This is a genomic window from Rhizobium sp. P44RR-XXIV, from assembly GCF_001999485.2.
Taxonomy (GTDB): Bacteria; Pseudomonadota; Alphaproteobacteria; order Rhizobiales; family Rhizobiaceae; genus Rhizobium.
In genome coordinates this window covers 722,401-744,301 of sequence record NZ_MPVZ02000028.1, presented here as the reverse complement: position 1 = coordinate 744,301, position 21,901 = coordinate 722,401, and the positions used below count along the sequence as shown (strand labels likewise).

Genomic DNA, 21,901 nt, shown 5'->3' with positions numbered 1-21,901 from the left:
TCTTGAAATAGCGACGCTTGTCTTTCTCTTCGATGCGTGACGACGAGATGCTCTATCCCGACCTGGTTTCTTATGATGAGGGCTTGCTGGATGTCGGCGACGGCCAGCGGGTTTTCTGGACGCAATCCGGAAATCCCGAGGGCCTGCCCGTTCTCATCCTGCATGGCGGACCAGGCTCCGGCAGTTCCGCCAGTACACGGCGCTATTTCGATCCGCAGCATTATAGAATCATCCAGTTCGATCAGCGCGGCTGCGGCAACAGCGTGCCGCATGCATCCGAACCCGAAATCGATATGTCAGCCAATACGACATGGCATACGGTCGCCGATATCGAGCAGCTAAGGCAACTCTTCGGTGTTGAGCGCTGGATCGTATTCGGCAATTCATGGGGCTGCACGCTTGCCCTCCTCTATGCCGAAACCCACCCGGATCGCATTGCATCTCTGCTCGTTGTCGGTGTCACGATGACGAGACAATCGGAAATAGACTGGCTCTACCATGGCCTTGGCCGGTTCTTTCCCGAGGAATGGGCGCGCTTTCGCGCGGCTTTGCCGGTGCAGGATCGCGATGGCGATCTCGTGGAGGTCTATTATCGCCTTCTGTGCAATCCGGATCCGGCAATCCACATCAAGGCCGCAAAGGATTGGCATGAGTGGGAGGCTACCTCGATCCTAGTCGACCCTCGTGCCACCATGCCGGCGCGCTGGTCCGACCCACGCTATCTAACGGCGCGAGCACGCATCATCACGCATTACTTTCACCATCTGGCCTGGCTGGAGGAGGAGCAGATCTTGCGGGACGTCAAGCGGCTCGCCGGCATTCCATGCACAATGATCCAGGGGCGTCTCGATTTGGAGGCCCCCGTCATTACGGCCTGGGAATTGTCGCAGGCATGGCCTGAAGCCAAGCTGGTGATCGTTCCCAGCGCCACTCATTCGCTCGCAACCTCGGATATGACCATCGCCATCGTCGGCGTGACCGATGCGCTTCGCACGCTCAACCAGCGATAAAATATTCAAAAATATTTTGAGCACGTTTTCCCGGAATGGCACAGCTTTGTGTCTGTTCAGCCCCTTTGGGCATCGCATTGAAGCCGCAATGCGGATTCGATGTTTCATTTTGGGACGAATTCCGGCCCGAAAAAGCTCTCTCCGTTAAGAATCCGGTTGGCGAGAAACCATTGCAAAACAGTGTGGTACTTTATTTCGACGACCTAGATCCGATACCGGAAACATTCAAATTTTAATCGAATTTTCCGAAAAATTGCCTCAAGTTTTCTGCGTGTTTTATGAAAATTCGATCCGGATTTGAATCAATTAAGCCCTTAATTTGACTACGTAATTTTGCGTCAGGTAAAATGATGAGTGTCATTCTGCTCCCAACAAAAAAGGGACAGGGACATGAACTTTCAATTCGTACTCAGCGGCTGCGCCGCATTGGCACTCGCCACGCTCGGCTTCTTTGGCCTGGCTCAGGCGGCTCCTGCCAACATGACGATTACCGGTGACGCAGCTCCCCCGATCGGTCACTACGAATTCTGCAAGCAGAACCCTAGGGAATGCGCCTATGCCGGCGGCGATGCCGGGGCGATCATTCTCAACCAGGATAACTGGAAGACGATCCTGAAGATCAACTACACGGTCAACACGACGATCAAGCCGATGACCGACATGGAACTCTACGGCGTCGAGGAAAAGTGGGCGATCCCGACCACTGCCGGCGACTGTGAAGATTTCGCGCTGCTGAAGCGCAAGCAGTTGATCGATGCGGGCTTCTCTCCTTCCGATCTCCTGATGACCGTCGTGCTGCAGCCGAATGGCGAAGGCCATGCCGTTCTGACCGTTCGCACCGATCGCGGCGACTTCGTTCTCGACAACATGCGCAACAAGGTGAAGCTCTGGTCGGAGACCGAGTACACCTTCCTCAAGCGCCAGTCCGCCGACGATCCGGCCCGCTGGGTGAAGATACAGGACGGCCGCGCAGTCGCAGTCGGCAGTCTGAAGTAAATACACAGGATACAGGGTCATCGGCGACCTAGCGCCGGTGATCAACATCAGAGGCCCGGTCTTGTCCCCGACTTCTGTCCAGGCCGGTGCCTCTGAGCCGTTCCCACTGTCCCGGGAACGGCTCTTTTCGTTACTGTCGGCCTATTTCAAGACGCTCGGCAATCGGCATGCAGATCGGCACGCAAATAGAATGTCTGCCGACATATTTTTAAAGCTTCATTAACCATCAAGGCGCCAATCATTTTCTCGACAAGACTCATCAAAGGTCTGATGCCGCGGCGGATCTATCCTTCATCGAATTGAGGATCGTTTCCGGGGCGGAAGGAAATGAAGGCAAGAGCATGGTTTCTTCTCCGTCATCCGCCACAATGATCGAAGAGCGGCCGCTGATATCAAGCGGCTTGGTCTATCGGCTCACGGCTGGCATTGCCATTCTGGCCGCCCTCACCGTCGGCATATCCGTTGGTGGTCATTGGCTTGGTGAAAAGATTTCGCTGGCCGGCCATACGACGGATACGAGACCCGTTTCCGTGACGATCGGCGAGGACACGCTTCGCCTGACGGCAAACACCATTCGTTTCCCGAGCGAGCGTGTCGATGGAGCAGCCGATCGTGTCGATCTTTACCTCACCTGGCCGCAAATGCAGGGCTATGCCGAAGCCGATCGCCTGCGATTCGATGACATCTCACAATCGTCTTCCCTGATCTTCCTTCAGCTCAGCCAGAGTACGATGTCGCGCGACATGTCCGGCCGGCTCGAGCCGATCTATTCACATATTATGGATGGTGCCGCCTATGCCGGCCCCTATGGGCTGACTGCCCATCGCCTGCGTGCGGACGCCGGTTACAATGACGAGGTACTTCTGACGGCTGCCCGTCCTGACCAGCCGGATTACGTGGTACGCTGTATTCTGCCTCCCTCGCCCGACCAGGCGACCAGCGGCGACTGTCAGAGAGACGTCAAGGTCGGCAAGGATTTGAGCGTGCTCTATCGCTTCTCCAGCAACCAGCTTGGAGACTGGCGGATTATGGATGCCAGCGTGCAGGACTTCATCAAGGCGCATCTGGTGAATACCGCCAGCCCCGCAGCGCCGGCTGTTGATGGTCGCTAAAATGGCGCAAAAACCTGAAACCAAAAGTTCATCATAAACCGATTGGTAACGCTAAGCCCTTAGTCTCCACCCAACGGGCGTTTCTGGAGGCGGCGGCCGGATCATCGAGAATGTAAATGCAAGCAGAGAGTGATTTAGTGTCCAGAACAATCCTTCCCGTATCGTCGTCTCAATCCGGCAAGATTCTGGCGAAAATGCTTCTCGGTTTTTCGCTTGCAACAGCGACGATTACCGTAAGTTTTGAGGCGGATGCTGCCAGCGGCTCGAAATATGCCGGCATTGTCATCGACGCCAATACGGGCAATGTTCTCTACAGTGAAAACGCCGATACGCTTCACTATCCCGCCTCGCTGACCAAGATGATGACGGTCTATCTGACCTTCGAAGCGCTGGAAGCGGGCCGCATCACTCTCGATACACCCGTCGTATTCTCCAGGAATGCCGCTGGCCAGGCACCGACCAAGCTCGGCATCGGCGCCGGTCGCTCCGTGACGGTCCGCGAGGCGAAATCCTCGGCATCGTCACCAAATCCGCCAACGATGCCGCGATGGGGCTTGGCGAAATGCTCGGCGGCTCCGAAGAGGGCTTTGCCCGCATGATGAATGACAAGGCGCGTGCGCTCGGCATGACACGCACCACCTATCGCAATCCGAACGGCCTGCCGAATACGGCGCAGATGACGACGGCGCGCGATCAGGCGCGCCTCGGCATCGCCCTGCGTGAACATTTTCCGCAATATTACGGCTTCTTTTCCGAGACGAGCTTTCGCCTCGGCAACCGGATTATCCCGGGGCATAACCATCTGATCGGTTCGGTGCGCGGTGTCGACGGCATCAAGACGGGCTATACGCGCGCCGCAGGATATAATCTTGCGACCTCCGTGAAGGTTGATGGGCGCTCTATCGTCGGCGTCGTCCTCGGGGGTGCCTCGACGCCGGCCCGTGACAATCAGATGCGCAAGCTGATCGCTCAATATCTGCCGGAAGCCTCGACGAGGCACATCGCTTCGGATGTCATCGCGCATACACCGGCGACGTCACCGAATGTCCAGGTCGCAAGCGCCCGTTTTGGTGACGTGACCCGTGGCAAGATCAAGAACGACGAGACCGCGGAAGCAGTCGAGACGCAACAACCTTCCAGCGCCGCGGCATTTGCCGCAGTAGCGCCAAGATCCACCAATCCGCTGCTTACGACCAAGCCTGTCCAGAGCCCTGCCTCTGACGAAGTTGCGTCTATATCGGCTTCCGACAGTGCCGATGAGGACGAGATCGATACCGTTACGACCGCTTCGACATCCAAGGACGATACGAAGGTCGTGAAGTTGCAGCGGGCCGAGAAGGCTGAAAAGACGGAGAAGGTTGCAAAGGCAGGCAAGGCCGAGCGCGAACCCACCGGCTGGGTCGTGCAGATCGGCATTTCCTCCAGCAAGGATGGCGCCAGCGATCTTCTCGACGCAGCCAAAAACAAGGGCGGCAAGGCGCTCCGCTCCGCCAAGCCTTACACTGTCGCCTTCGATGGCGGCTATCGCGCGCGCTTCGGCGGCTTCGAAGATCAGAATGCGGCAATCAACGCCTGCAAGGCTCTCAAGCGCGCCGGCGTGAAGTGCTGGGCAAGTACAGAATAAGGGTGCGGCCGCGTTTTTGCACCGCATTGTTTGAGAATTGGTCCGGTGTCCATTGAGGATGCCTGACCCCCTCCGGTTCCGAATGTCATCGGGCCGGCCCTGAGTTTGTAACGTGTACGGGGATTTGAAATGGCAGTGAACGAGAACTTTCCTGGTTTCTCGCTCGATGGCGGGGGCAAGATGAAACCGAAGAGCTTTGCTCTTCATCCGCTGCATGAGGCAGCGATGCGGTTGGCGGACCTTGGTCTGAACCGTTCGCGACCGCGCAGCAAGACGAAAGACCTGATCGGCATCCTGCTTTGCCATGGAGCAAGAGCCTGGCGCTACTCGCAGCCCGACGCACATATCCATCTGCACATCACCGCGCCGAGCGGTCGAGCACCGGTCATGATGCGCCTGCGCTAAGCAGGCGCCTATCTTACAGCAATCCGAGTTCGGAAAGTTCCCGCCGCAGGTCGGCGGGCATTTCTGCAGCAGCGCCGAGACTGTCGAGATCGCGCGGCACATCTTCCTGAGGCAGATAACGCCAGCCCTGGAACGGTCGGCGCGGCTGGCCGGTGGTTTCAACAACGCTCGGGTCCAGGATCAGCCGGCAGCGGTGTATCCCTTCCGCATCGGTGAAGGTCTCGATGCCGAGCAGCTTCTGCCGCGCCTGCACCTGCCCCTTGATCACCCAATAGAGCGAGCCCCCATCCAGTAGATCGTCGACGCGCTTCGGCACCATGCGCGTTGTATGGGTAGTATGGGGCTCGAGCCCGGCGGCGATGGCGTTCATCGCCCGCTCGGAAACCCACTCGCGCAGATCATCAATCGAGTCCGCGCCCACGCATAATTTAATGAGATGCAAAGCCATAACGCCGTTGAAATCCTTTTGACAGGCAGCGTCAAGCCTCTAGATCAAGCATCCACACTCAGCATTCCACCACATTCACCGCAAGGCCGCCCAGCGAGGTTTCCTTGTACTTCTCGCTCATGTCATTGCCGGTCTGGCGCATGGTTTCGATGCAGGCATCGAGCGGCACGAAATGCTGGCCGTCGCCCTTGAGGGCAAGCGAGGCGGCAGTGACAGCCTTGACGGCGCCGAGGGCATTTCGTTCGATGCAGGGCACCTGGACGAGGCCGGCGATCGGATCGCAGGTCATGCCGAGATGATGCTCCAGGGCGATTTCCGCGGCATTTTCGATTTGCGCCGGTGTTGCGCCCATGACGGCGGCAAGCCCCGCAGCCGCCATTGCAGCCGCCGAACCCACCTCGCCCTGACAGCCGACTTCGGCGCCGGAAATCGAGGCATTGTGCTTGATGATGCCGCCGACGGCTGCAGCCGTCAGGAGATAGTTGCGGATGCCGTCCTGATCCCAATCCTCGTGGAAATGCTGGTAGTAACGGACCGTCGCCGGGATGACGCCGGCAGCGCCGTTGGTCGGCGCGGTCACCACGCGACCGCCGGCCGCGTTTTCCTCGTTGACCGCCATGGCGTAGACACTCAGCCAATCATTGGCCAGCAGCGGATTGATACGATTGCTGCGCCATTCCTCCTGCAGCTTGTCGTGAATGGCGCGGGCACGGCGACGCACTTTCAGACCGCCCGGCATGATGCCGTCGACCTTGAGACCACGGTCGATGCAGCTGCTCATGGCGGCCCAGATGCGGTCCAGCCCGGCATCCAGATCGTCGCTGCTCATACGGGTCTCTTCGTTGGCGCGCTTCATCTGCGCGATCGAGAGGCCGGAGCGTTCTGCCATTTCGAGCATCTGCTTGGCACTAGAGAAGGGGAATGGAACGCGGTCGCCCGCAGCCGCAGGCTTCTTCTTGTCGGCCTTCATCTGTTCCAGCTCGGTATCGGTGACGACGAAACCGCCACCCACAGAGTAGTAGATGCGTTTGACAAGCAGGCGCTCGTCCTTGTCGAAGGCGGAAAAACTCATGCCGTTGGCATGGCCCGGCAACGGCACCTTCTTGTCGAAGATAAGGTCGGTCCTGGGCTGAAACTGGTAGGCGGGATGGCCTGGCGGCGTGATGCGCCCGCTGCGCTCGACCTCGTCAATAGTGGCGTCCATCTGGTCCGGATCGACATTATCAGGCCGCTCTCCCATCAGGCCGAGAATGACGGCCCTGCCCGTGCCATGGCCGATACCCGTATGGGCAAGCGAGCCGTGGAGGCTGACCTTGATCGAGGCGACATGCACATTCGAGGATGGGCGCGGCCACTCGTTCGAGAGCACGAGATCGAGGAAACGATTCGCGGCGGACATTGGCCCCATCGTGTGTGAGCTGGACGGTCCCACACCGATCTTGAAGACATCGAAAACAGAAAGAAACATGGACCTTTGGTGCCTCCTCGGCAAATCGATTGTTGGCAAGGCTACGCTATCGGGGCAACCTTGCACGGCGATCAACCGACATCGGATTTCATGGCAGCGACATAACATATAGGCATTCGGCGAGGCAAACAGAAGGCCATTGCACACGGCCGGAGCTGCGTTACAGTCCACACCGGATCGATCCTGGGGAATCTGCTTTTATGACGACTGCCGACTATGTCGCCCTCGCCCTCTTCATCTTTCTCTGGATTGCGCTGAACTGGATCACCAGCAGCGCCCATTTCTTCAATCGCACCAGCCTGACACTGGCGATGAACGAGCGCCGCCGCGAATGGATCTATAATTCCCTGCGCCGCGATCTGAAGATGATCGATACACAAATCCTCTCCGGACTGCAGAACGGTACGGGCTTCTTCGCCTCGACCTCGATCTTCGCCATTGGCAGCTGCTTCGCGCTGCTGGGCGCCACGGACAAGATCAACGCCTTCTTCTCCGACCTCCCCTTCATCCTCAATGGCGGCCGCGCGGCCTTCGAGCTCAAGGTGGCAGGGCTGGCCTGTCTGTTCGGCTATGCCTTCTTCAAGTTCGGCTGGGCCTATCGCCTGTTCAACTACTGCACCATTCTCTTCGGTTCCCTGCCGATGGTCGAGGATGCCATTCTCGATCCCGTGCGCGCCGAACGCGCCGCCGAGCGGGTCATTCGCATGAACGTCATCGCCGCGCGCAATTTCAACGCGGGTCTGCGGGCGATCTTCCTGTCGATCGGCTATCTCGGCTGGTTCCTCAGCCCCTATGTCTTCATGGCCACGACGATATTCATCATTGTCGTGCTGATCCGCCGGCAGTTTTTTTCCGATGCCCGTCTGGCCATCATGGATATCGATGTGCCATGACAAGGCCGCGCCGCCTCAAGCTGGCGCAAACGATTTGAATTCATGCCTGGAAGGACCCGCCCCATGGTCGCGATCGTCGAGAGCGCCGATGCGCCCGCAAAAACGCCCCGCATCGGCATTCTGGATACGGCGCGTGGCATCGCGCTTTTGGCGATGGCGAGCTATCATTTCACCTGGGATTTTGAGTATTTCGGCTATCTTGATGGCGGCACGGCGGAGACGGGCTGGTTGAAGCTCTATGCCCGCGCCATTGCCAGCACCTTCCTGTTTCTGGCTGGCTTCAGCCTTGTGCTTGCCAATACGCCCGAGATCCGCTGGCGCTCCTATTGGCGCCGCCTCGGAATGATCGTGGTCGCGGCCGTGGCGATCTCGCTCGTTACCTATTTCCTGATCGGCGCGGGATGGATCTATTTCGGGATCCTTCATTCGATCGCGGCCGCCAGCATCATCGGCCTGCTTTTCCTGCGGCTGCCGGCTTTCGCGACGCTGCTGATCGCCGCCTTGCTGGCGGCGGGCATCGTCGTCGACAATGTCATTGCGCCCTTCTCGCTGCATTCGGCCGCCTTCGATACACCTTGGCTCTGGTGGGTCGGCCTGTCGGAGACGCCGCAGCAATCGAACGACTATGTGCCGCTCTTTCCCTGGCTGACGCCGTTTCTGTTCGGTCTCGGCATGGCGCAGCTGGCAATGTCTTTCGGCTGGCTGAAATGGCTGGCGAAATTCGGTCCGGGCAGCAATCTGATTGCCCGCGCCGGTCGCCACAGCCTGGCCTTCTACCTCATTCACCAGCCGCTGTTGTTTGGTCTTGTCTTTCTTATATCGAGCGTTGTCCCGGCCCCGCAGCAGGATCCGGCCGTCGGCTATGTCAGACAATGCGTGGCGTCATGCACGCGATCGGGCAGTGAAGCCATGTGCCGCAGCTTTTGCCAATGCACTCTCGACAAGTTGCAGGCGCAAAATCTCTTCACGCCCCTGAATTCCGGGGCGATCAAGGCAGATAGTGATGAGCGAGTAAACCGAATCGCGATACAATGCACGGATGAAGCGCAATGACAGGGTTATTCTATGAATGCCTATCGTTCGAAGTCGCTGAGTTTTCCGTGGCCGCCGCTAATCTATAGTGGTGCGGTCCTTATCGCATTGTACCTCCAAAGGTACGATCCATTGCCCTTGCCCTTCATCTGGTCGATCATAGCATGGGCTATTGGGGCAATCCTCACGGCCTTTGCGGTGACGCTGAATGTCTGGGCCGTCAAGACGCTGGTGGAGAGGCGCACCACCGTGCTGACCCAGCGTTGCAGCACACATCTCGTGACATCAGGCCCATTTCGCTTCACCCGCAACCCGACCTATCTCGGCTATACGCTGCTGACGGCCGGACTTGGCCTGATGATCGGCAATCTCTGGTTCGTGGCAATGGCCGCGGTCGCCGCTGCGCTGACCACCCTGCTCGTCATCCGCTGCGAGGAAATGCATCTTCTATCCCGCTTCGGCTGTGAGTTCGAATTTTATTGCAAGCACACGCGACGGTGGTTTTAAAATCGGATAGACTTGCGCTTCCCGTCGCGGAGTCCGTGGTATCGGTGATTGCCATTTCTAAAAGAGGATCGCGATCCGGCCGATCTTCGTCCTTTCGCGATAAACCAAGTCCATCGCGATGCCGTTAGCTTCACCTGAGTAGAGATCGAGTTCACCGGATCGCTTTTCGTCACGGGTTTGCTCCAACCGCGTCGATGTTTTCCCGCTCAGAAAAGAACAATCTTGTTTGCCGCAGCTTACGCTGACTTCGCCTGCTAAAAATCTCTTCGAATCAAGCGTCAAACTTAATCGGACGCCACTTTCCTCGTTGTCGAAAAGCTGGCAGCGAACATAGAATTTACAAACGACCTGTCCATAAATCGCATCCTTGCCATCCAGAAGAAGGGCATATGCAACTGGAGTATCAGGTGTATCGGCCTCCGCTGCGTAGCTGCTGCCAAGGCCGGCGAACAGAGCTGTTGCAAGTGCAATAAAGGCGGCCCCAAGCTTTGCCATAACGCCAATAACTCCCCAAGAACGCTCAGCTTTTTAAGAAGCATTCTCGCCGGAACTATGGCCGTAATGTTGGAAGTTTATCCCTTGTGTGCAGTAATCAGGTGCCAACGCCAATATCAGCCAGTCTCCCAAGACAGGCCTCCTCGACATTGTCGAGCTCGTTAAGGGTATCATCGATATCCTTGCGCTTCTGGCGCAACTCGTCGCGCTTCTCGTCGACGCGCTTCATCAGCAGCTTCAGCTGGCCGATCTCGCCCGGAGGTTCTTTGTAGACCTGGATGATTTCGCGGATTTCAGCGATAGTAAAGCCGATGCGGCGCCCACGCAGGATTTCCATGATCAGGCGTCGGTCGGCTGCACGGAACAGGCGCGTGCGACCCCGGCGCTCAGGGTGGATAAGGCCTTCGTCCTCGTAGAAACGCAGCGTTCGGGTGGAAACCCCGAATTCCCGTGTAAGCTCCGTTATGCTATAATATCCGTCGACCAAGAATCCGCCCCTTTTTGATGGGGACTATAATATTGACTTTTACGTAATAGTCAATTTTCACCAAAATGACATCGTTTTCGCATTCTCGTGCCGTGAATGCCCAAACGGCGACACCGCAAACCCGGATAGCTAAATCCTCGCCACGAGCTCCAGCTGACGATCTGAGTACAGATGGAGCAAGGGAAAAGCTCATTATCAATAGATGGATAGATACAAAATCTAATGTACTCTATCAATCCAGAGGCCTGCAGGAATCACATCCATTCGACCTCGTATTAAAACCACTCTTCGATCAATAGGGAATTCCGTGTCGGTTCGTCCCATCATCCGCTTCCCCGATCCGCTGCTGCGAACCGCCTGCGCGCCGGTCACTGTGTTCGATGACGATCTGCGCGCGCTTGTGGCGGATCTGCTGGATACGATGCGCGCCGCGCCCGGCGTTGGCATCACCGGCCCACATGTCGGCATGCTTAAACGCGTGGTCGTGATAGAACTCAGCCGCGAAGACGGCGTGCGCACCTATATCAATCCGGAGATCCTCTCATCCTCGGAAGAAACCATGCGGCATATGGAGGGCAGCGTATCCATGCCTGGCATGACCGAAGAGATCGTCAGGCCGAAATGCATCCGCTTTCGCTATCAGGATATCGACGGCGTGGCCCACGAGGCGGCGGCCGAGGACTTTCTTGCCATCTGCATCCAGCATGAGATCGACCAGCTGGATGGCATCTTCTGGCTTCAGCGTCTTTCGAAACTCAAGCGTGACCGCTTGACGAAGAAGTGGGAAAAGATCCGGACCTGAACCTGCCTCGAACGAGAAACGGGCGCCGCGAAGGCGCCCGTTCAATCAATTCATCCAACCCAGGGCTTAGCCCTTGAGTTTGGAATTGCAGAGGCTGTAGTAACCGCCGCCCTTCTGGATCCACTTCAGGCCGCCGAGCGAATTCTTCGCCTTGTTGGCGTTGTAGGCGTCGACGCAGGTGTGGAAGCGACCCTTGCCGGGCGTGTCGCTTGCATACTTCGGATCAATGCTTGCCGGGAAGCTTACGCCAGCCGGGGCTGCCATTGTCGGCTTTGCCGGTTCGGTCGCCGGCGGCTTGGTGGCATCCGGCTCGCTGGCGTCAACCTTGGCGGCTGCCGTCGTCTTCGCGGGCTTTGCCGGCGTTGTTGCAGCAGGTGCAGTCGTTGCCGGTGCGGTGGTCGTGGCGCTTGCGTCCGCGCTGCATTGCGTTGCGCGGAAGTCGTTCCACTTCTGGCCGTTCAAGGTACCAGCAGTCTTGGCAGCCTGATATTTGGCGCTGCATTCTTTCATGGTTAGCGCAGAAGCCGAAGAAGCGAGGCCTAACGAGCCTGCAACCGTAAGGGACGCGAGAGACATCAACAGGATGGCACGACTAGTCATTGGCAAATCCTCCGCTCTATGACGAATGTCGAAACTATTAATCGTATCGTCCCTACCGATTGTCAATCGACACGCGATTTCGGGGCGACGGATGACACCATATGCGGACGAATATGAACGCAGACTGTACGAAAATAACGATCGAAAATAGTATCTTAGCCCGGCCATCAATCCTTGATGGCAATTCGAGGGGCCATCGGACTCAGCCCCAGGTAGGTACGAACCAGTCTCGATATGGGGCGACTTTACCTACGGCGACTTCAATCGCAGATAAGGGACGCGCTCGGGCTGCAATAGCATTGATAGCGAGGAGCGGGACACGTCGCCACCACGAGCGTGTAATCGCGACAATTGCATTCGACATGAAATCGCTGGTCCGCCGTCACCGAGGTCGCACTGTAAGTCGAAAATCCCTGGCCAACATCCGCAGGGCGAGAACCCACGCTAAAGGGATAATTGGCACCGGCGCTCGAGGATGAAGAGCTGTCCTGGCAGAGCGCCGCAGACGGCAGGTAGATCCCGATAGAGGCCGCGATCAGAAATCTTGCTGCAAAGGAGGCGCGCATGCTGCCGCCCTTCCTTACTGGCACATCAGGTAGGCGTGCGGCACGCAGGTGCAGGCGTAAGCCTGGGTCGGGCATGAGAGATCCTGCAATGTGCGATCATCGCAATTGCAAGTCACGAAGTAAGATGAATTGTTGGGCAGCTTCAGGATACTGGAGGTCGAATAGCCGCTGCCAAGATCCGCCCGCCTATAGGTGAAGCTTGACGCCGAATTGCCGGCAGCAGCAGGCTTGGTATCCGCGGCTTGGGTCAGGGAAGGCAGTCCGATCAAGGCCACGACTAACGATGCCTTGCAGCACATCCTCAGATATTTTGCCGCGCCGATAAGATCTCTCATGTCTCTACTCCGTCCAATAGACCGCCATACGAGACTATTTGTAGCCAGGGAATATTTCTCGCATTTGTCCCTCGGTTGCGAAGTGTTTCCACCCGCGCCTTCTGTCCATTCAATGAATTGGCGCGTCAGCTTCACATGATGTGAAATCGCATCGACGGTCACGAACCGCTCCGCGGCAAGAAAAATCCAAATCCCGTATCGTTGTCAGACGCTAGCACCGTCGGAATAGAGCTGGAAGCTTGGGTTTTCGAACAGTTGCCAATTCGCGATCACTGTTTCGCGATCTTCCATGCAGACTCAGCTGCGAACTCGCGTGCATTACCGCGAAGTTGAAGCCTTGAAGTGTGCCGATGTCGCCCTATTCTCTTTTAGGCAGTTCCCCTCCTTATGCCCTGGATGCTCTCCCTTCCAGGGCATTTTTCTTGACAACGTCCCCTATGGCCATCGGCTCCGCCTTTGCCCATGAGGGTTTGGAGATGGCCGAAAGCTAAGGTGAGCGAACAATTAATAGGCTTTCGTTAACCATTGATGGCGTACGCATCTGCGTGCCCTCAAACATTTGGAGCTATGAAATGCGTAAATTCACTCTTGCGGCTATGTTTGCTGCTTCTGCGATCGTTGCATCGGGCCAGGCATACGCGGCTCCCCGCCATCATCACAAGCCGGCGTGCCACACCGAGCATCATAAGGTGAAGGTCCACGGCAAGTGGATCGTCAAGGCCGTCAGGGTCTGCAGATAAGAACGGAGGGGCGGCGCAAGCCGCCCTTTTTTCTGAGAATCGGCACTCATAGAAAAGATATGCGCCGATCGATTGAGCATCTGCAGCGACGAAATGACTGGCCTTGGCCCACAAATGGGCATAGTTTGGCAACATGGCTGGCAATTGAACCCGTAGGCGCCAGCAATCGAGAGCCTTGCGCTCTCGCCTGCAGAGGTCAAGGAGTTGCCCGAATGACCTCACATGACAATGGCGACAATATTCTCACCGACCAGAAACTGCATGATCTTCTCAAAGCGGAAGACGAAATGGATCGCGTGACGGAATCGAAGCAGACCATTCCGGACGAATCGGAATTGCTTCCGGATGAAGCATCACAGGTGCTCATCTCCTGAAAGCCAGGAGGTTCAGCGGTCGTCGACTTCAATGCTGAGTCGGCCGAAACTACGGTGTGAATATCTGCATTGTCGCGTACGAGGCGCCATTCATTGAAAAGAATCCGGAACAACCAGGACGAAGCTGTCGTTTGGCTAGTACCCATTCGATCAGGAGGCAGTCTCATGCGTCACGTTGTCGGCTTTACGAAAAAGATTACCGAACAACCCTTCCACATCCTCGAGATCAGCGACCAGCCGGTTCCGTTCAGCGTCGGTCAATTCGTCAAGACGGAGCCGACAGGCAATTGGCTGCAGATCTATCAGATCGGAACAAGAATCAATGACGACCAACTGTACACAACCGTCGTCATCGGCGATCTGCCGCCAGCCGGTGCTCTGAGCGATGGCGAAAATTGGTCGGAAGCCCCAGACTGGACTGGCGGCCGCCGGCAGTGATCTTCTGCAGTCCTAGGCGGCCAATTCGTCGAGCTTGGATAAAAACAAGGCAGGAAACCTGCGCTCCGGCAAGCGATTTTCGGCGATCGGCCAAATCAGCCCGGTGTCCAACATCACATCTTTTGTAAGGAGATTAAAAAGAAAAAGCCCGCAACAGCGGGCTTTTCTTGTAGTATTTGGTGCGGTCGAGAAGACTCGAACTTCCACGGGTTGCCCCACAGCGACCTCAACGCTGCGCGTCTACCAATTCCGCCACGACCGCATCGTGGTAGGGCCGAATTGCTCCGGCGCGGCTGCATGTAGCAAAAGCATTCGGGGGGCACAAGAGCGATGTGTCAGTTTTTTTAAATTCCTGCACAGCTCCCCGGATTGCCGGTCCCGAATTGTCGAACAAGTGCCGTAGATGTTTGAATTTCCGTCCGAATACCTCCATATGTGGACAACCGTCGGCGCACCGGTTTTCCCATATCAGCGGTCTGCCGGATTGGCGCAAAGGACTGCCAGATGCTTCGCACCGAACTCTCACATCAAATGTTTCCCTCGCAAGGCACCCCGCCGGTGCGCTGGCGCATCGCCGATGGCCTCGTGCCCTATGACGAAGCGGTGGCGGCCATGGAAGCCGAAGTCGCAGCTATTGCCGACGGTCGTTCGCCGGAACTCGTCTGGCTGGTGGAGCACCCACCTCTTTATACGGCCGGCACCAGCGCCAATGCGGCTGACCTCATAGAGCCGGATCGCTTTCCGGTCTTCGCCACCGGGCGTGGCGGTGAATACACCTATCACGGGCCAGGTCAGCGCGTTGCCTATGTCATGCTCGATCTGAAGTGTCGCCGGCAGGATATCCGCGCTTTCGTGGCCTCTCTCGAAGAGGTCATCATCCGCACCCTCGAATCGATGAACGTACGCGGCGAGCGGCGCGAGGATCGTGTCGGTGTCTGGGTGAAGCGCCCGGAACGGCCGGCGCTGCCGGACGGAACCATGGCCGAGGACAAGATTGCCGCCCTCGGCATCCGCGTGCGCAAATGGGTGACGTTTCACGGCCTCTCGCTGAACGTCGACCCCGATCTCGGCCATTTCACCGGCATCGTACCCTGCGGGATTTCAGCCTATGGCGTGACCAGCCTGGTCGACCTTGGCCTGCCCGTCATGATGACAGATGTGGATGTCCGTCTTCGCAATGCTTTCGAAGAAGTCTTCGGAGAAACCGTCAATGACGCCTAATGGGCGATATCCTTGCTGACATTGCGCAGGCGGATCTGATGATCGAGCCGTTCGATCTGGCTGGTGGTCGCTTCGATCAGCCGGCCGATTTCCTGATGGGCAGACCTTAGCCGCGAAAGTTCATTTCTCACGGCCACCAGCGCCCGCTCGTCACTGTCGTCGCCTGGCCCGTCGCCGGTTCCGGTCATCAACCAGGCGGGCGAGACGCCGAAAAGATCCGACATCTTGATCAGAGTGGATGGCGCGGGTTCGGAGCGATCGGATTCCCATGCAAGCATCGTTTCCTCGCTGACGCCAAGCTTGTTCGCCAGCGTCTCGAGATTGATGCCGGCAGCGTCACGCGCCATGGAGAGCCGGCCGCCCAAGGTATCGCCGCCCTCGTCCGAAAAAACGGTCGTCTCTTGTTCGGTCTTGAACATCGGTGCGATCCCTTTCTTGGCCGCGCCGACGAATTCATGCGCAGCGCCTATCTGTTTTAGCCGTTTCCAAAAGCACAGATAGGTCTATGGGCGTCATCTCGCCACCATGATCTGTCCCAAATGGAAAAGTGCGCCCTCGTCCGCCGTCATCCTCGCGGTTTTGAATTCCGCCGCTGATCGCTTCTTGATTGCACGCCGTTCCTGTGTTTGATGACAGTCCATGTCCGCCGTCTCAGCCGCTCCCAGCCAGCAGAATCCGCTTCAAGGCATGACGATCATGGCAAGCGCCATGATCATGCTGCCGATGATGGATGCGATCGCCAAATACATGGCGAGTTTCGAGGGCATGTCGCCCGGACAGGTGACATTCTACCGTTTTTTCTTCCAGCTCGTATGCATGCTGCCGCTGCTGGCCACGATTTCCGGCCGTGCGGCCTTTTCCGCGAAACGCCCTTGGCTGAACCTCCTGCGCGGCGCCCTGCATGGAGCCGCAAGCTTGCTCTTTTTCGCGGCCGTCAAATACATGCCGCTCGCCGACGTCTTCGCGATCTATTTCGTCGAGCCGTTCATGCTGACGGCGCTTTCCGCCGTGTTTCTCGGCGACAAGGTGGGGTGGCGGCGTTGGCTTGCCATTGCCATCGGCTTCGGCGGCGCGATGATCGTCATCCAGCCGAGTTTCGAGATTTTCGGGTTGAAGGCACTGCTTCCGGTCGCCTGTGCCTTTCTCTACGCGCTCTATCTGTTCATGAACCGCGCCGTCGGCGAAGCCGATTCGCCAATGACGATGCAGATCATGGCCGGCGTGGGCGGCACATTGTTCATGACCTTCGCCCTGTTTACAGGCGCTTCGGCAGGCATTGCCGATTTCGAGCCGTCACTGCCTGCTTCCGGGCTCGGTCTCGTCCTGTTGCTGATCCTGGGTTCGATCTCCGGCTACGCGCACATGCTCGTCGTCAGGGCCTTCCGGCTGGCGCCCCTGTCGCTGCTCGCACCGTTCCAGTATTTCGAGATCATCTCGGCGACGATCCTCGGCTATGCGATCTTTGGCGATTTTCCCAATTTCTCCAAATGGATCGGCATCGCCATCATCGTCGGTTCAGGCCTGTTCATCATCTGGCGGGAGCGCGTGCAGTCGCGATCGGAGAATTTGAGGTAGGTGCGGATATCTTGCGCATGGACCGGCGGCCCGGTTTGTGGCTAAAACACTGAGACAGCAGACGTATTGGGCGGAGATTGCATGTTCAAGAAAATCCTGATCGCCAATCGCGGCGAGATCGCTTGCCGCGTGATCAAGAGCGCGCGCCGGATGGGCATCCTGACGGTCGCCGTCTACTCGGATGTCGACCGCGATGCCCTGCATGTCGAAATGGCCGATGAATCAGTCCATATTGGCCCGGCTCCGGCTGCGGAAAGCTATCTCATTGCCGACAAGATCATCGCCGCCTGCAAGGAAACCGGAGCGGAAGCGGTCCATCCGGGTTACGGCTTTCTTTCCGAGCGCGCGTCCTTCTGCGCGGCGCTGGAAAAGGAAGGTATCGTCTTCATTGGCCCGAAGCCGAAGGCGATCGAAGCCATGGGCGACAAGATCGAATCGAAGAAATTCGCGAACGCCGCCAAGGTCTCGACCGTGCCGGGCCATCTCGGCATCATCGAGGATGGTGATCACGCCGAGAAGATCGCAGCCGAGATTGGTTATCCCGTCATGATCAAGGCCTCCGCTGGCGGCGGCGGCAAGGGCATGCGCATCGCCTGGAGCAAGGACGAGGTGCGCGACGGCTTCGACCGGGCCCGCTCCGAGGCGAGGAGCTCGTTTGGCGACGACCGCGTCTTCATTGAAAAGTTCGTCGTCGACCCCCGCCACATCGAAATCCAGGTGCTGGCCGACGGCCACGGCAATGTCGTCTATCTAGGCGAGCGTGAATGCTCCATCCAGCGCCGAAACCAGAAGGTCGTGGAAGAAGCGCCCTCGCCGTTCCTCGATGAGGCAACGCGGAAAGCCATGGGCGAACAATCCGTGGCCCTTGCCAAGGCTGTCGACTACCAGAGCGCCGGCACCGTCGAGTTCATCGTCGATCGCGACAGGAATTTCTATTTTCTTGAAATGAATACCCGCCTGCAGGTCGAGCATCCCGTGACCGAACTCGTGACCGGCATCGACCTGGTCGAGCAGATGATTCGTGTTGCGTTCGGTGAAAAGCTGCCTTTCAAGCAAGAAGACATCAAGCTCAACGGCTGGGCTGTCGAAAGCCGCCTCTATGCGGAAGACCCCTATCGCAATTTCCTGCCCTCGATCGGCCGCCTGACGCGTTATCGTCCGCCGCGTGAAGGCAAGAGCGGCAAGTCGATCGTCCGCAACGACACCGGCGTCTTCGAAGGCGCCGAGATTTCCATGTATTACGACCCGATGATCGCCAAGCTCTGCACCTGGGCTCCGTCCAGGCTGGAGGCGATCGAGGCCATGGGCGAAGCGCTGGATGGCTTCGTCGTCGACGGGATCGAGCACAACATGCCGTTCCTCTCGGCGCTGATGAAGCATCCGCGCTGGCGCGAGGGGCGCCTCTCCACCGGCTTCATCGCCGAGGAATATCCGGAAGGCTTTACGCCGGCAGCCCCGGATGAGAACCAGGCCGCGATGCTTGCAGCCGTCGCCCTCTCCTGCAACCTGATCGAATCGGGCCGCCGCGAACGTTACGCCGACCGCCTACGACCAGCGGCAGGCCCGCTGCGGGACGAATGGGTCGTCAAGCTCGGCACCGACTACCTACCCGTGACATTGCTCGAAGGCGTGGTGACCATCCCCTTCGAGATGGACATGCGGATTGGCGACGAGACTGCGACGGTCGCAACCGACTGGCGGCCTGGCGATGCGGTGTGGGTCGGCAGCGTCGGCAGTCGCAAGCTGACAGCACAGATCCGCCCATTGCTGAATGGCCTGCGCATCGATTGGCAGGGCATTTCGGTGCGACTGAAAGTCTTCACGCCCCGCCAGGCGGAACTCGATAGGCTAATGCCCATCAAATTGCCGCCGGATACGTCCAAGCTTCTGCTCTGCCCCATGCCCGGCCTGGTCGTCGCCATTGCGGTTGCCGAGGGCCAGGAGGTCAAGGCGGGAGAGACGCTTGCCATCGTCGAAGCAATGAAGATGGAAAACGTCCTGCGCGCCGAGCGTGACCTGGTTGTCAGCAAGATCAATGCCAAGGCGGGTGAAAGCCTGGCGGTCGATGCTGTCATCATGGAATTTGCTTGATCAAAATCCGGCATTGATTTCACTTGAGGCGTCCCGTACGCCCATGCCAATGTCGTGCGAACCAAAATCATTGCAGGAAGGGATGAGACGATGGATGTACGTGCTGCGGTAGCAGTTCAGGCTGGCAAGCCGCTTGAGGTGATGACGGTTCAGCTGGAGGGGCCGAAGGCCGGCGAAGTGCTGATCGAGGTGAAGGCGACAGGCATCTGCCACACCGACGACTTCACCCTGTCGGGCGCCGATCCTGAGGGCCTGTTCCCCGCCATTCTCGGCCACGAGGGCGCCGGTATCGTCGTTGATGTCGGACCAGGTGTGACCTCGGTGAAGAAGGGCGATCACGTCATTCCGCTTTACACGCCGGAGTGCCGCGAATGCTATTCCTGCCTTTCGCGCAAGACCAACCTCTGCACCTCGATCCGCGCAACCCAAGGCCAGGGTCTCATGCCCGATGGCACGTCGCGTTTCTCGATCGGCAAGGACAAGATCCATCACTATATGGGCTGTTCAACCTTCGCCAACTTCACGGTGCTGCCGGAGATCGCGCTTGCCAAGGTCAATCCGGACGCCCCCTTTGACAAGATCTGCTATATCGGCTGCGGCGTCACGACAGGCATCGGCGCCGTCATCAACACCGCCAAGGTCGAAATTGGCTCGACCGCGATCGTCTTCGGTCTCGGCGGCATCGGTCTGAATGTGCTTCAAGGCTTGCGCCTTGCCGGCGCGGATATGATCATCGGCGTCGATATCAACAATGACCGCAAGGCCTGGGGCGAAAAGTTCGGCATGACCCACTTCGTCAATCCGAAGGAAGTCGGTGACGACATCGTGCCCTATCTCGTCAACCTGACGAAGCGCAACGGCGACCTGATCGGCGGCGCCGACTACACGTTCGATTGCACGGGTAACACCAAGGTCATGCGGCAGGCGCTGGAAGCCTCGCATCGCGGCTGGGGCAAGTCCATTATCATCGGCGTGGCCGGCGCTGGCCAGGAGATCTCCACCCGTCCGTTCCAGCTGGTCACCGGCCGCAACTGGATGGGCACCGCCTTCGGCGGCGCCCGTGGCCGCACAGATGTTCCGAAGATCGTCGACTGGTACATGCAAGGCAAGATCCAGATCGATCCGATGATCACCCACACCATGCCGCTCGAAGACATCAACAGGGGCTTCGAGCTGATGCATTCCGGCGAAAGCATCCGGGGTGTCGTGGTCTACTAAGGCCGAGGAATTGCATGCGGTATATGAGAAATATACCGCATGTATCTGAAAAGATTTGATTTAATGATTTATGTCGATGCAGACGCCTGCCCGGTCAAGCCGGAGATTTTGAAGGTTGCCGAACGCCACGGCATCGAAGTCACCCTTGTCGCCAATTCCGGATTGCGGCCATCCCGCGATCCGATGGTGAAGAACATCATCGTCTCCAGCGCCTTCGACGCGGCAGACAACTGGATTGCCGAGCACGCCGGCCCCGGAGATATCGTCGTCACTGCCGACGTGCCCCTTGCCGGGCGCTGCGTCGCCACCGGCGCGCTGGTGACCGGACCGACAGGTCGTGTGTTTGATGTTGCCAATATCGGCATGGCGACCGCGATGCGCGATCTCGGCGCACATCTTCGCGAAACCGGCGAGAGCAAGGGATACAACGCCGCCTTCTCGCCGCGCGACCGCTCCGCCTTCCTGGAAACCTTTGACCGGCTCTGCCGGCGTGCAAAAGCACACAAATCATCGCCTGGAGATCAGTCTTGAATATCATTTCCCAGAACACCGCCTTCGGCGGCATGCAGGGCGTCTTTTCGCACGAGTCGGACGCCTGCAAATGCGAAATGACCTTCGCTGTCTTCGTGCCGCCGCAGGCCATCAAGGAGCCTCGCCCCGTCCTTTGGTATCTCTCCGGCCTCACCTGCACCCATGCCAATGTGATGGAAAAAGGCGAATATCGCCGCATGGCCGCCGAGCTCGGCCTGATCATCGTCTGCCCGGATACCAGCCCGCGCGGCAATGACGTGCCGGACGAGCTGACCAATTGGCAGATGGGCAAGGGTGCCGGCTTCTATCTCGACGCCACCGAGACGCCCTGGGCCGAAAATTATCGGATGTACAGCTACATCACCGAAGAACTGCCAGCACTCGTCGCCAAGCAGTTCCGCGTCGATATGAGCCGCCAGGGCATTTTCGGCCATTCCATGGGCGGCCACGGCGCAATGACGATCGCACTGAAGAATCCGGATCGCTTCAAGAGCTGCTCCGCTTTTGCACCGATCGTCCAGCCGTCGACGGCGGACTGGTCTGCACCGGGCTTTGAGAAATATCTCGGTGCCGACAAGGCTGCCTGGAGGCAGTACGACGCCTGCTCTCTCGTCGACGACGGCGCCCGCTTCCCGGAGTTCCTCATCGATCAGGGCAAGGCCGACAGCTTCCTCGAAAACGGCCTGCGCCCCTGGTTGTTTGAAGAGGCGGTCAAGGATACCGGCATCGGTCTGACGCTGCGCATGCACGAACGCTACGACCACTCCTACTATTTCATTTCCAGCTTCATGGACGATCATCTAAAATGGCACGCCGAGCGGCTAGCGTGAAACGGGTGGCATGGCAGCCATGCACTCAAAAGCTTGAAAAACGCCGGTAACAGAGGCATATAGAAAACGCGCAGACGACTGCGGCGGCCGATATCGATTGATC

24 protein-coding genes, 1 tRNA gene and 1 pseudogene are annotated in these 21,901 nt (G+C 58.2%); 18 read left to right on the top strand and 8 right to left on the bottom strand.

Translation table 11 applies throughout. The features are described from left to right. Positions 1-47 precede the first annotated feature (47 nt). From pip to BSK43_RS20695, 5 genes and pseudogenes are all read left to right on the top strand, one after another. Positions 48-1,010, top strand: coding sequence for a prolyl aminopeptidase (pip, locus tag BSK43_RS20715; protein ID WP_077471174.1), 963 nt, complete (start codon positions 48-50; stop codon positions 1,008-1,010). A gap of 390 nt (positions 1,011-1,400) precedes the next feature. Continuing rightward, positions 1,401-2,006 (top strand): transglutaminase-like cysteine peptidase, encoded by a 606-nt coding sequence (locus tag BSK43_RS20710; protein ID WP_077471060.1) that lies wholly within the window; start codon positions 1,401-1,403, stop codon positions 2,004-2,006. Between the two features lie 341 nt (positions 2,007-2,347). After that, positions 2,348-3,118: a hypothetical protein gene (locus BSK43_RS20705; protein ID WP_077471059.1), complete on the top strand. Its 771-nt coding sequence runs from the start codon at positions 2,348-2,350 to the stop codon at positions 3,116-3,118. A gap of 116 nt (positions 3,119-3,234) precedes the next feature. Beyond that, positions 3,235-4,742 (top strand): annotated as a pseudogene (locus BSK43_RS20700) (D-alanyl-D-alanine carboxypeptidase). A gap of 129 nt (positions 4,743-4,871) precedes the next feature. After that, on the top strand, positions 4,872-5,147 hold the full coding sequence (locus BSK43_RS20695) for a hypothetical protein (protein WP_077471057.1): 276 nt from the start codon (positions 4,872-4,874) through the stop codon (positions 5,145-5,147). A gap of 13 nt (positions 5,148-5,160) precedes the next feature. Here the strand turns inward: BSK43_RS20695 and BSK43_RS20690 are convergent, their stop codons facing one another. Then, the gene (locus BSK43_RS20690) at positions 5,161-5,595 is read right to left on the bottom strand and encodes a DUF1489 family protein (RefSeq protein WP_068386852.1); all 435 of its coding nucleotides are present in this window, start codon (positions 5,593-5,595) and stop codon (positions 5,161-5,163) included. 58 nt (positions 5,596-5,653) lie between these two features. Next, positions 5,654-7,063: an L-serine ammonia-lyase gene (locus BSK43_RS20685; RefSeq protein WP_077471056.1), complete on the bottom strand. Its 1,410-nt coding sequence runs from the start codon at positions 7,061-7,063 to the stop codon at positions 5,654-5,656. A gap of 200 nt (positions 7,064-7,263) precedes the next feature. On the opposite strand from BSK43_RS20685, the gene BSK43_RS20680 reads away from it, so the two are divergent. The 3 genes from BSK43_RS20680 (at position 7,264) to BSK43_RS20670 (ending at position 9,495) form a co-directional block, all read left to right on the top strand. Then, on the top strand, positions 7,264-7,956 hold the full coding sequence (locus BSK43_RS20680) for a DUF599 family protein (RefSeq protein ID WP_077471055.1): 693 nt from the start codon (positions 7,264-7,266) through the stop codon (positions 7,954-7,956). A 63-nt stretch (positions 7,957-8,019) separates the two neighbouring features. Beyond that, complete coding sequence (locus BSK43_RS20675) at positions 8,020-9,009, top strand: DUF1624 domain-containing protein (RefSeq protein WP_077471054.1); 990 nt, start codon at positions 8,020-8,022, stop codon at positions 9,007-9,009. A 12-nt stretch (positions 9,010-9,021) separates the two neighbouring features. After that, positions 9,022-9,495 (top strand): isoprenylcysteine carboxylmethyltransferase family protein, encoded by a 474-nt coding sequence (locus tag BSK43_RS20670; protein ID WP_077471053.1) that lies wholly within the window; start codon positions 9,022-9,024, stop codon positions 9,493-9,495. Between the two features lie 57 nt (positions 9,496-9,552). Here the strand turns inward: BSK43_RS20670 and BSK43_RS20665 are convergent, their stop codons facing one another. Both BSK43_RS20665 and BSK43_RS20660 read right to left on the bottom strand, forming a co-directional pair. Continuing rightward, positions 9,553-9,990, bottom strand: a complete 438-nt coding sequence (locus BSK43_RS20665) for a hypothetical protein (RefSeq protein ID WP_077471052.1) — start codon at positions 9,988-9,990, stop codon at positions 9,553-9,555. Between the two features lie 97 nt (positions 9,991-10,087). Continuing rightward, positions 10,088-10,477, bottom strand: a complete 390-nt coding sequence (locus tag BSK43_RS20660) for a MerR family DNA-binding transcriptional regulator (RefSeq protein ID WP_034480869.1) — start codon at positions 10,475-10,477, stop codon at positions 10,088-10,090. A gap of 307 nt (positions 10,478-10,784) precedes the next feature. On the opposite strand from BSK43_RS20660, the gene BSK43_RS20655 reads away from it, so the two are divergent. Next, positions 10,785-11,279 carry a peptide deformylase gene (locus tag BSK43_RS20655; protein ID WP_077471051.1) on the top strand — a complete coding sequence of 165 codons (495 nt, stop codon included), beginning with the start codon at positions 10,785-10,787 and terminating at the stop codon, positions 11,277-11,279. 66 nt (positions 11,280-11,345) lie between these two features. Here BSK43_RS20655 and BSK43_RS20650 read toward each other — a convergent pair whose 3' ends face one another. Together BSK43_RS20650 and BSK43_RS20645 are read right to left on the bottom strand one after the other, a co-directional pair. Beyond that, positions 11,346-11,879, bottom strand: a complete 534-nt coding sequence (locus tag BSK43_RS20650) for a hypothetical protein (protein ID WP_077471050.1) — start codon at positions 11,877-11,879, stop codon at positions 11,346-11,348. 580 nt (positions 11,880-12,459) lie between these two features. Further along, positions 12,460-12,780, bottom strand: a complete 321-nt coding sequence (locus BSK43_RS20645) for a hypothetical protein (protein WP_077471049.1) — start codon at positions 12,778-12,780, stop codon at positions 12,460-12,462. Between the two features lie 572 nt (positions 12,781-13,352). On the opposite strand from BSK43_RS20645, the gene BSK43_RS35140 reads away from it, so the two are divergent. The 3 genes from BSK43_RS35140 (at position 13,353) to BSK43_RS20640 (ending at position 14,332) form a co-directional block, all read left to right on the top strand. After that, on the top strand, positions 13,353-13,520 hold the full coding sequence (locus BSK43_RS35140; protein ID WP_169055435.1) for a hypothetical protein: 168 nt from the start codon (positions 13,353-13,355) through the stop codon (positions 13,518-13,520). A 212-nt stretch (positions 13,521-13,732) separates the two neighbouring features. Then, positions 13,733-13,894: a hypothetical protein gene (locus BSK43_RS35135; protein ID WP_169055434.1), complete on the top strand. Its 162-nt coding sequence runs from the start codon at positions 13,733-13,735 to the stop codon at positions 13,892-13,894. 165 nt (positions 13,895-14,059) lie between these two features. Beyond that, the gene (locus tag BSK43_RS20640) at positions 14,060-14,332 is read left to right on the top strand and encodes a hypothetical protein (RefSeq protein WP_068386877.1); all 273 of its coding nucleotides are present in this window, start codon (positions 14,060-14,062) and stop codon (positions 14,330-14,332) included. A gap of 177 nt (positions 14,333-14,509) precedes the next feature. Here BSK43_RS20640 and BSK43_RS20635 read toward each other — a convergent pair. Further along, positions 14,510-14,594 (bottom strand) — tRNA-Leu (locus tag BSK43_RS20635). A 242-nt stretch (positions 14,595-14,836) separates the two neighbouring features. Between BSK43_RS20635 and lipB the strand changes: the two genes are divergently transcribed. Next, the gene (gene lipB, locus BSK43_RS20630; RefSeq protein WP_077471048.1) at positions 14,837-15,553 is read left to right on the top strand and encodes a lipoyl(octanoyl) transferase LipB; all 717 of its coding nucleotides are present in this window, start codon (positions 14,837-14,839) and stop codon (positions 15,551-15,553) included. On the opposite strand, the gene BSK43_RS20625 is transcribed toward lipB, so the two are convergent. Further along, positions 15,550-15,972: a helix-turn-helix transcriptional regulator gene (locus tag BSK43_RS20625; RefSeq protein ID WP_068387113.1), complete on the bottom strand. Its 423-nt coding sequence runs from the start codon at positions 15,970-15,972 to the stop codon at positions 15,550-15,552. The genes lipB and BSK43_RS20625 overlap by 4 nt on opposite strands. Positions 15,973-16,192: 220 nt before the next feature. Between BSK43_RS20625 and BSK43_RS20620 the strand changes: the two genes are divergently transcribed. The 5 genes from BSK43_RS20620 to fghA all read left to right on the top strand — a co-directional run bounded on the left by BSK43_RS20620 (position 16,193) and on the right by fghA (position 21,798). After that, positions 16,193-17,128, top strand: a complete 936-nt coding sequence (locus BSK43_RS20620) for a DMT family transporter (RefSeq protein ID WP_077471047.1) — start codon at positions 16,193-16,195, stop codon at positions 17,126-17,128. A gap of 81 nt (positions 17,129-17,209) precedes the next feature. Continuing rightward, the gene (locus tag BSK43_RS20615; protein ID WP_077471046.1) at positions 17,210-19,219 is read left to right on the top strand and encodes an acetyl/propionyl/methylcrotonyl-CoA carboxylase subunit alpha; all 2,010 of its coding nucleotides are present in this window, start codon (positions 17,210-17,212) and stop codon (positions 19,217-19,219) included. 90 nt (positions 19,220-19,309) lie between these two features. Next, positions 19,310-20,437, top strand: a complete 1,128-nt coding sequence (locus BSK43_RS20610) for an S-(hydroxymethyl)glutathione dehydrogenase/class III alcohol dehydrogenase (RefSeq protein WP_077471045.1) — start codon at positions 19,310-19,312, stop codon at positions 20,435-20,437. A gap of 63 nt (positions 20,438-20,500) precedes the next feature. Then, entirely contained in the window at positions 20,501-20,968 is a 468-nt protein-coding gene (locus BSK43_RS20605; protein WP_077471173.1) for a YaiI/YqxD family protein, read from the top strand. Next, positions 20,965-21,798, top strand: a complete 834-nt coding sequence (gene fghA, locus BSK43_RS20600; RefSeq protein ID WP_077471044.1) for an S-formylglutathione hydrolase — start codon at positions 20,965-20,967, stop codon at positions 21,796-21,798. Before BSK43_RS20605 ends, fghA begins: the two co-directional genes overlap by 4 nt. Positions 21,799-21,901 lie beyond the last annotated feature (103 nt).

Bases quoted from the DNA above. Each gene is read 5' to 3' on its own strand.
- BSK43_RS20695 (WP_077471057.1), top strand. From the start codon at position 4,872: ATGGCAGTGAACGAGAACTTTCCTGGTTTCTCGCTCGATGGCGGGGGC.
- BSK43_RS20680 (WP_077471055.1), top strand. From the start codon at position 7,264: ATGACGACTGCCGACTATGTCGCCCTCGCCCTCTTCATCTTTCTCTGG.
- BSK43_RS20610 (WP_077471045.1), top strand. From the start codon at position 19,310: ATGGATGTACGTGCTGCGGTAGCAGTTCAGGCTGGCAAGCCGCTTGAG.
- BSK43_RS20605 (WP_077471173.1), top strand. From the start codon at position 20,501: ATGATTTATGTCGATGCAGACGCCTGCCCGGTCAAGCCGGAGATTTTG.
- BSK43_RS20690 (WP_068386852.1), bottom strand. From the start codon at position 5,595: ATGGCTTTGCATCTCATTAAATTATGCGTGGGCGCGGACTCGATTGAT.
- BSK43_RS35135 (WP_169055434.1), top strand. From the start codon at position 13,733: ATGACCTCACATGACAATGGCGACAATATTCTCACCGACCAGAAACTG.
- BSK43_RS20665 (WP_077471052.1), bottom strand. From the start codon at position 9,990: ATGGCAAAGCTTGGGGCCGCCTTTATTGCACTTGCAACAGCTCTGTTC.
- BSK43_RS20675 (WP_077471054.1), top strand. From the start codon at position 8,020: ATGGTCGCGATCGTCGAGAGCGCCGATGCGCCCGCAAAAACGCCCCGC.
- BSK43_RS20620 (WP_077471047.1), top strand. From the start codon at position 16,193: ATGTCCGCCGTCTCAGCCGCTCCCAGCCAGCAGAATCCGCTTCAAGGC.
- pip (WP_077471174.1), top strand. From the start codon at position 48: ATGCTCTATCCCGACCTGGTTTCTTATGATGAGGGCTTGCTGGATGTC.
- BSK43_RS20640 (WP_068386877.1), top strand. From the start codon at position 14,060: ATGCGTCACGTTGTCGGCTTTACGAAAAAGATTACCGAACAACCCTTC.
- BSK43_RS20625 (WP_068387113.1), bottom strand. From the start codon at position 15,972: ATGTTCAAGACCGAACAAGAGACGACCGTTTTTTCGGACGAGGGCGGC.
- BSK43_RS20705 (WP_077471059.1), top strand. From the start codon at position 2,348: ATGGTTTCTTCTCCGTCATCCGCCACAATGATCGAAGAGCGGCCGCTG.
- BSK43_RS20645 (WP_077471049.1), bottom strand. From the start codon at position 12,780: ATGAGAGATCTTATCGGCGCGGCAAAATATCTGAGGATGTGCTGCAAG.
- BSK43_RS20615 (WP_077471046.1), top strand. From the start codon at position 17,210: ATGTTCAAGAAAATCCTGATCGCCAATCGCGGCGAGATCGCTTGCCGC.
- BSK43_RS20710 (WP_077471060.1), top strand. From the start codon at position 1,401: ATGAACTTTCAATTCGTACTCAGCGGCTGCGCCGCATTGGCACTCGCC.
- BSK43_RS20650 (WP_077471050.1), bottom strand. From the start codon at position 11,879: ATGACTAGTCGTGCCATCCTGTTGATGTCTCTCGCGTCCCTTACGGTT.
- BSK43_RS20670 (WP_077471053.1), top strand. From the start codon at position 9,022: ATGAATGCCTATCGTTCGAAGTCGCTGAGTTTTCCGTGGCCGCCGCTA.
- BSK43_RS20685 (WP_077471056.1), bottom strand. From the start codon at position 7,063: ATGTTTCTTTCTGTTTTCGATGTCTTCAAGATCGGTGTGGGACCGTCC.
- lipB (WP_077471048.1), top strand. From the start codon at position 14,837: ATGCTTCGCACCGAACTCTCACATCAAATGTTTCCCTCGCAAGGCACC.
- BSK43_RS35140 (WP_169055435.1), top strand. From the start codon at position 13,353: ATGCGTAAATTCACTCTTGCGGCTATGTTTGCTGCTTCTGCGATCGTT.